The sequence below is a fragment of the Parafannyhessea sp. LCP19S3_B1 genome (assembly GCF_052121955.1).
GTDB lineage: Bacteria > Actinomycetota > Coriobacteriia > Coriobacteriales > Atopobiaceae > Parafannyhessea.
The window spans coordinates 77832-91425 of the sequence record NZ_JBQKDH010000006.1; the positions used below are offsets into that span (position 1 = coordinate 77832).

General features: G+C 64.8%; 10 protein-coding genes. 6 read left to right on the forward strand and 4 right to left on the reverse strand.

All coding sequences use genetic code 11. The features are described 5' to 3' along the window. The first annotated feature begins 48 nt into the window (after positions 1-48). On the forward strand, positions 49-345 hold the full coding sequence (locus ACTQWE_RS04260) for a twin-arginine translocase TatA/TatE family subunit (RefSeq protein WP_441855869.1): 297 nt from the start codon (positions 49-51) through the stop codon (positions 343-345). 107 nt (positions 346-452) lie between these two features. Here the strand turns inward: ACTQWE_RS04260 and ACTQWE_RS04265 are convergent, their stop codons facing one another. Both ACTQWE_RS04265 and ACTQWE_RS04270 read right to left on the reverse strand, forming a co-directional pair. Then, positions 453-1403 (reverse strand): LysR family transcriptional regulator, encoded by a 951-nt coding sequence (locus ACTQWE_RS04265; protein WP_441855871.1) that lies wholly within the window; start codon positions 1401-1403, stop codon positions 453-455. Positions 1404-1515: 112 nt separating this feature from the next. Beyond that, the gene (locus tag ACTQWE_RS04270) at positions 1516-3351 is read right to left on the reverse strand and encodes an AAA family ATPase (protein WP_441855873.1); all 1836 of its coding nucleotides are present in this window, start codon (positions 3349-3351) and stop codon (positions 1516-1518) included. Positions 3352-3481: 130 nt separating this feature from the next. On the opposite strand from ACTQWE_RS04270, the gene ACTQWE_RS04275 reads away from it, so the two are divergent. Next, positions 3482-4528, forward strand: a complete 1047-nt coding sequence (locus ACTQWE_RS04275; RefSeq protein ID WP_441855874.1) for an HNH endonuclease — start codon at positions 3482-3484, stop codon at positions 4526-4528. Between the two features lie 9 nt (positions 4529-4537). Here the strand turns inward: ACTQWE_RS04275 and ACTQWE_RS04280 are convergent, their stop codons facing one another. Next, positions 4538-7663 carry a DUF3427 domain-containing protein gene (locus tag ACTQWE_RS04280; protein WP_441855876.1) on the reverse strand — a complete coding sequence of 1042 codons (3126 nt, stop codon included), beginning with the start codon at positions 7661-7663 and terminating at the stop codon, positions 4538-4540. A 155-nt stretch (positions 7664-7818) separates the two neighbouring features. Further along, positions 7819-8646, reverse strand: coding sequence for an alpha/beta fold hydrolase (locus tag ACTQWE_RS04285; RefSeq protein WP_441855878.1), 828 nt, complete (start codon positions 8644-8646; stop codon positions 7819-7821). A gap of 202 nt (positions 8647-8848) precedes the next feature. Here ACTQWE_RS04285 and ACTQWE_RS04290 point away from each other — a divergent pair, with 202 nt between their 5' ends. From ACTQWE_RS04290 to ACTQWE_RS04305, 4 genes are all read left to right on the forward strand, one after another. Beyond that, positions 8849-9346, forward strand: coding sequence for an HD domain-containing protein (locus ACTQWE_RS04290; RefSeq protein WP_441855881.1), 498 nt, complete (start codon positions 8849-8851; stop codon positions 9344-9346). A gap of 148 nt (positions 9347-9494) precedes the next feature. After that, positions 9495-9980, forward strand: a complete 486-nt coding sequence (locus tag ACTQWE_RS04295; protein ID WP_441855883.1) for a MarR family winged helix-turn-helix transcriptional regulator — start codon at positions 9495-9497, stop codon at positions 9978-9980. Further along, positions 9980-11722 carry an ABC transporter ATP-binding protein gene (locus ACTQWE_RS04300; protein WP_441855885.1) on the forward strand — a complete coding sequence of 581 codons (1743 nt, stop codon included), beginning with the start codon at positions 9980-9982 and terminating at the stop codon, positions 11720-11722. The genes ACTQWE_RS04295 and ACTQWE_RS04300 overlap by 1 nt, the downstream gene beginning before the upstream one ends. Continuing rightward, positions 11709-13586 carry an ABC transporter ATP-binding protein gene (locus ACTQWE_RS04305; RefSeq protein WP_441855887.1) on the forward strand — a complete coding sequence of 626 codons (1878 nt, stop codon included), beginning with the start codon at positions 11709-11711 and terminating at the stop codon, positions 13584-13586. Before ACTQWE_RS04300 ends, ACTQWE_RS04305 begins: the two co-directional genes overlap by 14 nt. The last annotated feature ends 8 nt before the right edge of the window (positions 13587-13594 follow it).

A 13594-nucleotide genomic window follows, 5' to 3' on the forward strand; every position in this document is an offset into this window, starting at 1 on the left:
CCTACAGTGGAGTTCGCACAACAGTTACCCAAACATGGGAGGCACATCATGATCCTTGGAATGGGCGCACCCGAGCTTCTTGTCATCCTGCTTGTAACGCTCGTCATCTTTGGGCCCAAGAACCTGCCGAAGCTCGGCTCCGCCCTTGGCCAGACGGTCAAGAGCGTGCGCGAGGGCATGGAGGAGGGCGACGCGGCGGCGGCCGAGAAGGTCAGGAGCGAGGTCTCGGAGGCCTCCTCGGAAAACCAGGCCACTTCCGCGCATACCAAGGCCTGCCCGAGCTGCGGCGCCGAGGTCGACGCCGACGCGGCGTTCTGCTCGCACTGCGGCGCCAAGTTAGACTAGCTCCCCCCAACATCAGGCACCACCCGCTCGACCCCCTACGACTCCGGGTTGGGCGGTCCCCCTCTTACCGGGCCCGGCTCTCGCATCCGCGAGGCCGGGCCCATGCGTTACCCATCCACGGCGCTGCCGTCGGCCGCTGCGCCCGCGTCGGCCTCGGCGGCATCGCCCGCGGCGTCGGCCGCCGGCGCGTACGCCGCCTCGAACATGCCCACGAAGCGCTCCGCCAAGGGCGACAGGCCCCTTCCCTTAGGCCACACCACGGCCATCCGTGTCACCAAAGAGTCCTCGTCCACGCGCTTCACCGTGGCGCCCTCAAGGTTCATCAGCTCCAGAAACGACTCCGGCACCAGGCCCACGCCCAGCCCCTTGCACGCCCACGCGCACGTGGTGCGGGCGTCGTCGTTCACGCACGCCACGAACTCCGGCAGCCCCGCCTGCGCAAACAGGCGCTCCAGGATCTTCTCGAACCTGCGATAGATCACGAGCGGAGCGGCGGAGAGCTCCTCCAGGTCCACCACGTCCGCGCGCTCGCCGCACGACATCCCGCGCGGGATCACGGCCACCATCGGCTCGGGGTCGGCGTAGCGGCACTCCAGCCCCTGCTCCGCAAATGGCGTGCGCACCACGCCCAGCTCAACCACGCGACGGCGCAGCATCTCGAGCACCTCATACGTGTTGCCCTCGTTCAGCACCAGGCTCACGCGCGGGTAGTCGTCCGCCAGGGCCCGCATCTGGGAGTTCGGCACCTGCCCGCCCGAAGAGCTGATGATCCCTATGGCGAGCGTCCCCTCGCGCCCCAGGCCCACGTCCGCCACCTCGCGCGCCGCGGATTCCGTCAGCCCCAGGATCGTGGTCGCGCGGGCGTACAGCACGCGCCCCGCGTCCGTCAGGTCCACGCCGCGCGGCCTGCGCACAAACAGCTTGACGCCCAGCTCCTTCTCCAGCGCGGACACCTCGTAGCTCAGCGGGGGCTGCGTGATGTTCAGGCGCTTCGCCGCCGTGGTGATCTTGCGCTCCTCCGCCACGGCCACAAAGTACTCCAGCTGCCTCAGGTTCACCGCATGCCTCCCGTCCGCGATATCCAATCTCTGTATAGCATACGCACGGGCGAGAAGGACGTACCGCCTTGGCAGCAAACCCCCACGTCAACGGCACAGCCGCGCGCCCCGGCTAGAACATGAGCGTCATGCCCGCGGGGGCTTCCTTGTCCACAGCGTCCGCCACGCCGTTCACGTCCGCGCGCAGCCACGCCGCCTCCCGCGCAGACGTCGCGGCGTCCGTGGCGCGCGCCTGCGCCAGGCCCACGGCCTCCCTGCGCACCGCATCCGGAAACGCAAGGTAGCGCCTGTAGCAGCTCAGCGCACGCACCGCGTCGCAGCTGCAGTACGCGGGGTCAAAGCTCGCACGCTCCTCAAGGCCGCGCAGCCCGCATACCTCCACGCGCCCAAAGAACAGCGTGTCCAGGTACGTCCAGCCGTCGCGCATGCCAATGTCCGCAAAGCGCAGCAGTGCGCACACGTAGCCCAGCGTCTGCCTCATGTCCGGGTCGCGGTTCACGGCAAGGTAGCCGCTCACCGCCTCTAGCAGCAGCTCCGCCGCGTCCACGGACCTTGCGTCGCGCACGCGCCAGCGCTGGTAGTGCGCCAGGCGCCTGGCCAGAAGCTCGCGCCCCTCCGCCGTCGCGGCCGCGTCCGCCCAGCGCGCGCCGGCCATCGCGCCGTCCACGGCCGCAATCAGCCGCTCGTTCGGCTCGAACCTGCTTGCGCCGGCCTCCACGGCCACGTCGCCGTCCACGGGGTTGCCCTTCTCGCCCGCACCCGCCGTGCCGGCGGCATCGCCCGCGCCCAGCGTGCCGTCCGCGCCCTCCGCCACGTCCTCGTCAAAGCCAAACGCAAGGCGCAGGCCGCCGTCCGCGTCCACGTCCAGCGTCGCCACGTTCACGGATTCGTCCGCGTGCAGGCGCACGGTCGCCTCCGCCTCAAAGTGGTTTGCCACCTGGTCGATCCTGCGCGCGCCCAAGCCGCTCTCGTGCGCCTCGCGGGCGATTGCGTCCGCAGCCGCGTCAGAGATCCTGAACGCGCGGCCGGCGCCCAGCAGGTTGCTCACGCGACGCTCCAGGCTCCGCTCGGAACCCTTCACGATCTGCCGCAGGTTTGCGCACGTCAGCGCCGGCACGCACACCACCGCGCCAAAGCGTCCCACAAACTCCGGCATGAACCCCCAGCTCACCAGGTCCTGCAGGTTCATGCGCGCCCGCAGCTGGTCCGTGGTCAGAAGCCCCGGCGCCACAGAGCCCGCGCCCGCAAGCTCGAGCCCGCCGCTCAGCAGGCGCTTCCGCACGATGCCCTCGATCCCCATGAACGCGCCGGCAAACACGTTCAGCACGCGCCCCGCGTCCAGGGTCACCTCGCGCTGGCCCTGGGCCTCCGGCGCCAGCTCCAGCGTCCCGCCGTCCAAAAGCTTCAGGAAGTTCCCCTGGCTGTCAAAGCTCCGGCCGCCCTCGCGCGTCTTGCGAACCAGCTTGTCGGCCTCGTCCCAGAACGCGAGCACCGGGCGGCCGTCGTCCTTCTCCATCACGCCGGCCACGCGCCTCAGCTCGCTGCTCACGGAGTCGCCAACCCATCCGGCGCCCGTGATGCCAGAGCAGTCTATGCTCACCAGCTCAAGCCCCATGACCTTCGCGACCACCTTCATCACGAAGCTCTTGCCGCTCGCCGTGCTGCCCGAAAGCATGAACGCGCACGCGCGGGGCAGGTCCAGGTCGTCCACGCCGCGGGCGCGCATCTCCATGCGCTGCAGGCACGAGTACGTCAGCCCGACCACCTCGCGGAGCACGTCCTCCTGCCCCACCACATAGCGCCGACACTGCGCGAGCACCTCGTCGCGAGGCCTCGCCAGTATCGCCTCGATTGCGTCAACCGCCCTGGCAGAGCCGTCCGCCCCGCCAAGGTCGCCTGCCCCGCCAAAGCCGCCCGCAGCCTCAGTCCCAAATCGCACGTCCGACATAGCACAAGCCTCCCAGCCCGGCGCACCCGCGCCGTCCAGGAAAGATTATGCCCTCATCACCGCATCCCAAGCGCCTCGCCCGGGCGAGAAGAGCCCGCCCCCTTGGTCGCAGGTGTAGTACTCTGTTCGCATGATAGATGAGCCCCTCATATATGACTGCGACGTGAACGCCCTTTCGCTCGAACGTGCGAGAGGTCTCGTCCCTCCAGAGTTCCTTCTGGCTTACCGGAGGTTCATCGATTACGAGGGGCGCCAGATCCCTCGTCTTCCGCGCGGGAGCGAGGAAATGGCACGTGGCCTCGATATAAAGCTTGCATCACAGCGAGGCATTCACTCTCCCAACTACGACTCCCTGCCATCTGGCGGGGCAGGTAAGCGTAAGTACGCGCTGTCGGTCCACTCAGAAGGTCAAGCGTATTACGACGATAAAAATGTCATTGCTCGCCCTGATGGGACATGGATTCTGGACTACAAAGCCCACCGCGCCGCTCCTGGCAAAAGGGAGACGGACCAGTCGACGAAATTCCTCATGAACAATTTGGAAGACGGCGTACCCGTTGGCGTCATGGTCCGCAGTGACTCTGGATACAACGTGTTGGGACTCGCCTTCGTCGAGCAGTTCAATGCCGAGACCGACTCGTTTACGATACATGGACCCGTGAATGCTCAGACGGAAGCCGCCCATACGTTCTATCTCATCACGGAAGCCGATCTGAGCCCCAAGGAGAAGGAGGAGCTTAAGGACCTCAAGGCGCAGATATCCGCCGAGAGAGACGAGCGCGTTCGGAAGATTGTCAACACGGTGGCGAGACAACAGCAAGAGAGGTTCCGCAAGCAGTTGTTCGAGGCTTATCGCGGAGTCTGCCCTGTCACGCACGTAGATGTGCCAGAGGCACTGCAGGCGGCACATATCGATCGATACCGAGGCCCGCGTTCACAGGTCGTGAACAATGGCATTCTTCTACGTGCCAACATACACCGCCTCTACGACGACAACCTCCTATCCATCGAACCAGAGACCCATATCCTCCGAATCTCCGATCGCCTGCGCCGTTCCCCGTACCAAGACCTTGCAGACATGCGGCTTATAATGCCCACTGGCAAAGCAGCACCGGATGACGAGCTCCTCGACATGCACTTCAGACACTTCAAAGTCGCCGAACGCCTGGTCTCCTAGCAAATACGCCTAACTTGCGAGCCTGTTCGTCTTCCTCAGGAACTTCGTTGGCATGGGCCTCTCGAGATGCCAGACGATGTTCATCGGCTTCGAGCCTTCGTGCGAGACGTAGTCAACCATCCCTAGGAACGTGAACGGTGCCGTACCCGCAGCATCCTTCTTATACTCCCTCACGAAGAGAAGGACCTTCGATCCACACTCCCCATGATGTATATAGCGCTGTCCCGTCTTGCTTGAATCACTCGTCGTGCTTTGGCTCTGCCAGTGGAAGAGACTCTCGCTGATCGAATAGTCCTCGTACATGGTCGACGGAGAGTAATCCCTCTCCGCTTTGTTCAACGTATTGATAAGGACGTCGCAGCGTTTTTCGGGCAACCATTTGACACCCTGCCTCACGACGCCCGGGTTCAGATAATCAAAGCCGACGAATATCTGGTCGCGTGAGTATTGGCAGTGGAGATCAAGGGGACAGTCAAAGCCAGGGTTCACCGGCTCGTCGATGAAATCGATGTGATCGAGGTTGAAGCGCAGGAGCTCGGTGATCTCCGCAAACATGGTCTCGTTTCTCAGGAGTCCCCTCAGATGCCCAATCGTCTCATCTCGGAGCTCGGACTCGGTCGCATTCGGCAGAAGCGTGACCTGGAGCATTCTCAGCCAGCTCATCTCCAGATCGTTAAAGTTGCTCTTTCCATCGGCAATCAGCGGCAGCGCTCGCAGCAGGAATGCAATCCAACGACGAGAGTCGATGGAGCAGATGCGCGCCAAGGCCTTTGTTAACAGCTCCTCGTCCGGATCGCGAAAGTCATCTCTCACGCCCGCCTCCACACACAGGCGTGAGAAGCAGTACTTGCCGAATAGCATCTTGGGGTCGACGCCCGTTGACGCAAGAAAGCTGGAAAGCGTGAGATCGAGCCCCGTATCCTCAGTGAAGGTAGAGATTCGGCTCACAAGGCCAGACTTCACACCATAGGATTGGCTTACGTGCTTCAGGACGTACTCCGCCGCAACCTTCTCAAGATGTATGTAGCATCCCTTTGGCACAGACGAGAAGCCCTCTTTGATCTCCCTACTCATCGGCTTGTGCGTATTCGAAAGCAGGGCGGAGAACTTGGACTCGAAATCGTAGTGCTTGTTCTGCTGTCCAATGAAGTCCAAGACCGTAAGGCAATCCTTGCCCTCAGAGAGTCTGAGGCCTCGCCCGAGTTGCTGCAGGAAAACCGTGAGAGATTCCGTCGGGCGGAGGAACAGCACCGTATTGACCTCGGGGATATCAACTCCCTCGTTGTAGACGTCCACCGTGAAGACAAACTTGATATCACCTGCCGCGAGTTGCCGCTTCGCCGCGTTACGCCTGTCCTCTGGCGTCTGCCCCGTTACAGAGACGGACTTTATCCCATGGTCGTTGAACTGACTTGCCATGAAGTCGGCGTGCTTGACCGAGACGCAGAATCCGATGCCTCGCACGGACTCGATGTCTGTCACATACCTATCCAGCGACCGGATTATATGCTCAGCACGTTGCTTCGCCTGATGCTCCTGGTACACATACACGTCCTCGAGCTGAGAGGTCTCGTAGCCGCCGCGCGACCACTTCAGTCGACTCAGGTCGACCTCGTCCGTAACGCCAAAGTACTGGAACGGGCAGAGCAACTTCCGATCGATGGCCTCTGGCAACCTGATCTCGGCGGCAATCCTGTTGTCAAACCACGGCAGAACGCTCTTGCCGTCCATTCGCTCTGGGGTGCCCGTGAGGCCCAGCAGCACCATTGGCGAGAAGTGCTCCAGTAGACGCTGGTACGATGGCGCGGGAGCATGATGAAACTCGTCCACCACAATGTAATCGTAGTAGGACGGATCAAGCGACCCCGTTAGCCCCCTTGAGTTAATAGACTGCACCGATGCGAAAAGATGGTCTAGGTTCCCCGGTACGTAGGATCCAACAAGGAGGTCCCCGAAGTTCGCGTCACGAAGAACACTTCGGTAGGTCGCGAGAGCCTGCTTGAGGATCTCCTCGCGATGAGCCACGAACAGCATGCGCGCCCGTTTGCCGTCGTTGTAGCGAGCGCAGAACCCCCTATAGTCAAACGCCGATATTACCGTCTTTCCCGTGCCAGTCGCGGCGATAACAAGGTTTCGCCAGTGGTCACCAACCTCGCGCTCTGCACGAAGCCGATCGAGGATCTCGCGCTGGAACGGATACGGCCTCAGATCGAAGAAGTACACAAGGTCACTAGAGGTTTTCTCCCCACGCTCTCGCTTTACGGCCTCTACGAAGCGATCGTGCTGACTCCTATCGTAAGACTCGAAATCGTTTGACTCCCAATATGACTCGAACGTCGCACGTATCTTCGCCATCGTGTCAGGCAGCTCTCGCTGTGCGACCTTCACGTTCCACTCGAGCCCGCTCGTAATGGCTGGGTTAGAAAGATTGGACGAACCCACGTAAGCAGTCGTAAAGCCCGTCTTGCGATAGAACACATATGCCTTCGCGTGTAGGCGAGTGCCCCTAGTATCGTATGAGACCTTCACCTCAGCATCGGGCAGCTCGCTAAGCTCGTCGATAGCCTTCACATCGGTCGCACCTATATATGACGTCGTGATGACCCTGAGCTTGCCGCCTTTTTCGGAGAACAGCCTCAGCTCTGGCAGAATGATGCGAAGTCCCGGCCACTTGATGAACGAGACCAGCATATCGATCCGATCCGCAGAGACGATCTCCTTCTTGAGCTCGGATCCCATCGATGGCTCGTGCCTAGCCCCGGTGAAGAGGGAGCTCTGCGCCATTGGAGTCTCCGGCCGAAGAATGTCGCGTTCGCTCCTCCCGCGAATCTCATGCACCGCCTTTGGGACAAGGGAGAGCAGCTGATGGGAATCGCCCACGAGATCGCCTGACGAATCCAAGGCGCCGATCATCTTGTTTGCAAGTTGAATCTGGTTCTCGAGAGAATCCTTACCAGACTCGCTGATCCTTGCAAGGGCAGCCTCGGCGACCTCGGCCACGTACTCGGCAAGAATTTTTGGCGCTTCCGCCTCGTCGATCTTGCGAAGGTCGGAGACGAGCTCGTCCTTCTCTGACTCGAGCTCCTCTTTCAGTTCCCTGCTGATAGTTTGCTCGTAAAGGCCCGGCTCTAGCATTCTGCCCCCATCCCTTGCGCCAATCTGCACCAGGATCGCGCACGAGCCTCCAGCGTGCAAATAAAAACTGAGAGCGGATGGCAAACGGCCAAGGCATGCGCGCTCTTCTCGCCCGGCGCGCGGTGGCGCATTCGGCGATGCGGGACGCGTGGCGGCTATCGAAGCCAGTCCTGAATCGCGGCGGCAACCTCGCCGGGGTAGTCGCGCACTCCGTTGTGGCCGCCGGGCATGACGGCGGGCGTCGCGCCAAGGCCCTGGCACAGGAAGTCCAGGTTGCGCGCGTGGTAGGTGCCATCGCTCTGGCGGCCGATGCACAAGAGGACGGGCACGCCGGAGCCGCGGATGGCATCGCAATCCGGCACGTAGTCGAACGCCCAGGTCTCGCGGGAGAAGCTCGTCTGCAGGTTGCGCTCGCGATGCTCGAGCTCGCGCGCGGAGTACGGCACGACGGCCTCGCCGATGGACTCCCGCTGGGTGGTGAGGTAGAGCGCCGTGCTGGAGCGATGCCTTGCAAGTGCCTTGCGGGCGCGACCGATGTTGCCGAAGACCTCGTCGTCTGGGTCCAGGCCGCTGAAGATGGGAGGCTCCAGGGCCACCAGTCTGCGGAAGAGCCGCAGCTCGCGCTCGAGGAGCCGGAGCGCCACAACGGCGCCGAGGCTGTGCGCGACGACGTCTGCCCTGCCGCCCGCCGCGCGGATCACGGATGCCAGGTCGCGCGCCTGCGCGTCGAGCGACCAGTCGCCGTCCAGCGCGTCCGTGCTTTGGCCACAGCCGCGGCGGTCATAGCGGACGGTGCGCCGCGCCGGCATGCACGTGGCGAGACCGTCGTAAAAGCTGGAATCGACACCCGCGCCGTGCACCAGCACCAGGGGAAGGCCTTCCGGCCGTGCCGGTGCCTCGTCGTGCACGAACAGCCGGGCGGAGGGCCCATGCTCCCCCGTCACCCCAAGCAGCGTGTGCGCGTGTTCCGAACCCCGGGCCATGGCGAACCTCCCTCTTGCGCGGGTGCGTCTGCGCAGGACATGGTAGCACCGCGGTGCCGACCGCGGCGCAATGGCGAGGTGTCGCAACGGTTACGCGCGCGTGCGGGCGCGCGGCGAAGCCATCATACTGGCGGGAAAGGACGCAAGGCGCGTCGGGCCGGCGCACAAAGGCGCGACCGGACGCCACAAGCAAGGAGGACGCATGCTCACGGGAGAGGCAATAGCCAAGATGGTGGACTTCTCGGCGGGAAACCTGCACGACGTTGACCACCTGCTGCACGTGTTTGGCCTGGCAAAGGCCATCGCGGAGGGCGAGGGGCTCGACGCGGGGACCTTGCACGTGATAGAGCTGACGGCCGTGGTGCACGACATCGCGTGCCCACTGTGCCGCAAGAAGTACGGTTCTGCGCCCGGCAAGCTGCAAGAGAAGGAATCCGCGCCGCTCGTGAGGGAGTTCTTCGCAGGAACGGACGAGCCCCAGGAGACCGTGGAGTGCATTGCGTGGGTCGTGTCGCACCACCACACGTACGAGCCGGTGGACGGCGCGGTGCACCAGGTGATCCTGGAGGCGGACTGGCTGGTGAACACGTCCGAGGCCGTGCGCGACGGCAGGCCCGCGCCCACGGGACCGGCTCCGTTCTTTGGCACGAGGACCGGGCTCGCGCTGTTTGCGGCCATGTTTCCGCCCGTGGCGCAGTAGCGGAGCGCGGCGCGCGGGAGTGCCGTCCCCACCTTCCACGGCGCCCGCACATGGAGCTCGCATTTATTTGACATATCAACCTTGACACGTCAACCGATGAGAGTAGGCTAGCTGCCGACTAAAGGTTGACATGTCAAGGAGACGCACTATGCAGCAACAGACCGACGCGCCGTCAGAGGGACGCTCCCTCAGCGACACGCACATGATGCTCTATCGCGCGCTACACGCGCAGACAAACTACCTGCGGCCGCGAATGGCCAAGATCGGCCTGGGGCCGGGCCAGCCCAAGATCCTGGGATACCTGCGCGTGAACGGCCCGTGCAGCCAGCGGGCGCTCGCGGAGTACTTCGAGCTTGACCCCGCGGCCGTCAGCCGCATGCTCGCCTCGCTCAGCCAGAGCGGCTTCGTGCGCATGACGCGGGGAGAAGACCGTCGCACCAGGCTTGCGGAGGTCACCGGGGAGGGCAGGGCTGCCCTGGCCGAGTGGGACCGGTGCTGCGACGAGGAGGGCGCGACCATGCTCGCGGGCTTCTCGCCCGAGGAGGTGGCCCGGTTGCAGGACTACCTAGGCCGCATCCACGCGAACCTGCGGCGCGCGAACTGCGGCACCGCCCCCGACAAGGAGGCGCTGTGATGGAGGACCTTCGCTATGTGGCGCGCTACCTGCACGGATACCGGCTTGACATGCTGGCAGCGACGCTCCTGATCGTGGGCGAGACCATCGCGGAGCTCGCGATCCCCTTCCTGATGGCGCGCATCGTGGACGTGGGGATCGCGTCGGGCAGCCTGGCGCTCGTGCTTGCGACGGGCCGTCGGATGGTGGCGGTGGCGCTTCTGGCAGGCGTCTGCGGCCTTGGGTACTCGCACTTCTCGGCCAAGGCCGCCATGGGCTTTGGCGCCAACCTGCGCGAGGCGGAGTACGCCCACCTGCAGGGGTACGCGTTCTCGAACCTGGACGAGTTCGAGTCTTCCTCGCTGGTAACGCGCCTGACCACCGACATCACCGTCATCCAGAACGCGTTCGTGATGGGCGTGAGGCCGCTTCTGCGCAGCCCCGTGATGCTGGTGGCCGGCCTGCTGCTGGCATGCGCCATGAGCGCGCGGCTCGCGGTGGTGTTCTTCGTGATACTGCCGTTTCTTGCGGTTGCGCTGGGGCTCATCGTGCACCACGTGGCGCCGCAGTACGCGGTGCTGCAGGGCGTGATGGACCGCCTGAACGAGACGCTGCAGGAGGACCTGGTGGCCATACGCGCCATCAAGGCGTACGTGCGCGAGGGCCACGTGGCGGAGCGCTTCGAGGACGTGAACGCATCGCTCGCGGACACCGCGACGCACACGTTTGGCGGCGCCGTCCTGAACATGCCCGTGTTCCAGGCGGCCATGGCCGTGGCGAACGTGGGCCTGCTGTGGTTTGGCGGACAGATGGTCGCATCTGGCGAGATCGGCGTGGGCACCCTGACCGGCTTCATGAGCTACGTGCTGCTGATCATGAACTCGCTCAACATGATATCGAGCGTGTTCCTGCTGCTTGCGCGTGCGATCACGAGCGTGGGGCGCGTGTGCGAGGTTCTGCGGGAAAAGCCGGCCATGGACCCAAACCCCACGGGCGCGAAGGAGGTGGCGGACGGCTCCGTGGAGCTGCGCGACGTCTCGTTCAAGTACAGCGCCTCCGCGCGCAGGAACGTGCTGGAGCACGTGTCGCTTCGCTTCGAGCCAGGCTCCACCGTCGGCATCCTCGGCGGCACGGGATCGGGAAAGTCGTCGCTGGTACAGCTGCTGCCGCGCCTGTACGACGCGACGGAGGGCGCCGTCTACGTGGGCGGGCGCGACGTGCGCGACTACGACGTGCACGCCCTGCGCGCGGGCGTGGGGATGGTGCTCCAGAAGAACGTGCTCTTCTCGGGCACCGTACGCGACAACCTGCGCTGGGGCAACCCCAAGGCGTCTGACCAGGAGATACTTCAGGCATGCCACGTCGCGTGCGTGGACGAGTTCCTGGACCGCATAGGCGGGCTCGACGCCGACCTTGGTCACGGCGGCGGCAACGTATCTGGCGGGCAGAAGCAGCGCCTGTGCATCGCACGCACGCTGCTGGCGCACCCCAAGGTGATGGTGTTCGACGACTCCACCAGCGCCGTGGATACCGCGACGGACGCCCGCATACGCGCGGGGCTCGCACGCCTGCACGGCGTGACGAAGGTGATCATCGCGCAGCGCGTGAGCTCCGTCATGGACGCGGACCAGATCGTGATCCTGGACGACGGCCGCGTGCACGCAACGGGGACGCATGCGCAGCTGCTTGCGAGCGACCCCATCTACCAGGAACTCTATTACTCGCAGAACACCACGGGGGATGATGGCGATGGCGCAGAGTAAGGCATCGGGCGGCGCGCGGCCCAAGGACATGCGCCGCACCATGAGGACGTTCGTGGGCTACATGGGACATGCGAAGTTCCACATGCTCGCCGTGGCCGTGCTGGTGACGGTCGCGGGCGCGGGCAACCTCGCGGGAACGTACATGATCAAGCCGGTCGTGAACCGCATCGCCGCCGGCGACGTGGCGGGCTTCACGGCGGACGTCGCGGCGACGGCGGCCATCTACACGGTGGCCGTGGCGGCGGCGCTCGCGTACACGCAGGTCATGGTGCACGCGGCGCAGCACATCGTGTTCGACATCCGCCGCGACCTGTTTGGCCACATCATGCGCCTGCCGGTGTCGTTCTTCGACCGCACGCGCAACGGCGACGTGATGAGCTACTTCACCAACGACGTCGACACCATAAGCGAGGCGCTCAACAACAGCTTCGCCAACATGATGCAGGCGGCGGTGCAGACGGTGGGCACCCTGGTGCTGCTGCTGGTGCTCAACTGGCGGCTCACCCTCGTGACGCTCGCGTGCGACGCGGTCGTGGTGCTGTACACGCGCTTCTCGGGCAGGCGCTCCAAGCGCTACTTCGCCGCGCAGCAGACCACGCTCGGCGCGCTTGACGGCTACGTGGAAGAGATGATGTCCGGCCAGAAGGTCGTGAAGGTCTTCAACCACGAGGGCGCGAACCTCGCCGGCTTCCGCCGCCTCAACCAGGACCTGCGCCGAACGGGGACCAGCGCGCAGGCCTACGCCCTCACCATGGTGCCCAGCACCGTCGTGATCGGCTACGTCAACTACGCCGCCGTCGCCGTGCTCGGCGCGATGATGGCGATCGCCGGCCAGACCGACGTGGGCAGCCTCGCCTCGTACCTGGTGTTCGTGCGCCAGGCCACCATGCCCCTCAACCAGCTCACGCAGCTCGGCAACTTCGTGCTCACGGCGCTTGCCGGCGCGGAGCGCGTGTTTGCCGTGATGGGGCTTCCGCCCGAGGTGGACGGGGGCAAGGTCGTGGTGCAGCACGCACACGACGCGGAACTCGCTGACAAGGGCGCGCCGGGCGAGAAGGACCTCCCCCGTCGCATGGCGGCCGGCGCGGCCGGATGGCGCTGGGTGCTCCCGGGCGGCGGGGCCGTGCCCCTTGCGGGCGACGTGCGCCTGGACGACGTCACCTTTGGCTACGAGGACGGTCAGACGGTGCTCTCGCACCTTTCGCTCTACGCGAAGCCCGGCCAGAAGATCGCGTTCGTGGGGTCCACGGGCGCGGGCAAGACCACGATCACCAACCTCATAAACCGCTTCTACGACGTGCGCTCCGGCTCCATCACCTACGACGGCATCGACGTGAGGGACATCCGCAAGGACGACCTGCGCTCCACCCTGGGCATCGTGCTGCAGGACACGCACCTGTTCAGCGGCACCGTCGCGGACAACATCCGCTTCGGCAAGCTCGACGCCACGGACGACGAGGTGCGCCACGCCGCGCGCATCGCAAACGCGGACTCGTTCATACAGAGGCTCCCCAACGGCTACGACACCAGGATCACGTCCGACGGCGCCAACCTCTCGCAGGGACAGCGCCAGCTCATAGCCATCGCGCGCGCCGCGGTATCAGACCCGCCCGTCCTCATTCTGGACGAGGCGACGTCCTCCATCGACACGCGCACCGAAGCCCTCATCGAGCGCGGCATGGATGCCCTCATGCGCGGGCGCACCGTGTTCGTAATCGCGCACCGGCTCTCCACCGTACGCAACGCGAACGCCATCATGGTGCTGGAGCACGGCCGCATCGTGGAGCGCGGCACGCACGAGGAGTTGCTGGCCCAGCGCGGCGAGTACTGGCAGCTCTGCACCGGCAAGCGCGAGCTGGACTAAGCCCCCGG

Excerpts from the sequence above, each read along its gene's own strand:
- ACTQWE_RS04290 (WP_441855881.1), top strand. The coding sequence starts at position 8,849 with ATGCTCACGGGAGAGGCAATAGCCAAGATGGTGGACTTCTCGGCGGGA.
- ACTQWE_RS04285 (WP_441855878.1), bottom strand. The coding sequence starts at position 8,646 with ATGGCCCGGGGTTCGGAACACGCGCACACGCTGCTTGGGGTGACGGGG.
- ACTQWE_RS04295 (WP_441855883.1), top strand. The coding sequence starts at position 9,495 with ATGCAGCAACAGACCGACGCGCCGTCAGAGGGACGCTCCCTCAGCGAC.
- ACTQWE_RS04275 (WP_441855874.1), top strand. The coding sequence starts at position 3,482 with ATGATAGATGAGCCCCTCATATATGACTGCGACGTGAACGCCCTTTCG.
- ACTQWE_RS04305 (WP_441855887.1), top strand. The coding sequence starts at position 11,709 with ATGGCGCAGAGTAAGGCATCGGGCGGCGCGCGGCCCAAGGACATGCGC.
- ACTQWE_RS04280 (WP_441855876.1), bottom strand. The coding sequence starts at position 7,663 with ATGCTAGAGCCGGGCCTTTACGAGCAAACTATCAGCAGGGAACTGAAA.
- ACTQWE_RS04270 (WP_441855873.1), bottom strand. The coding sequence starts at position 3,351 with ATGTCGGACGTGCGATTTGGGACTGAGGCTGCGGGCGGCTTTGGCGGG.
- ACTQWE_RS04260 (WP_441855869.1), top strand. The coding sequence starts at position 49 with ATGATCCTTGGAATGGGCGCACCCGAGCTTCTTGTCATCCTGCTTGTA.
- ACTQWE_RS04300 (WP_441855885.1), top strand. The coding sequence starts at position 9,980 with ATGGAGGACCTTCGCTATGTGGCGCGCTACCTGCACGGATACCGGCTT.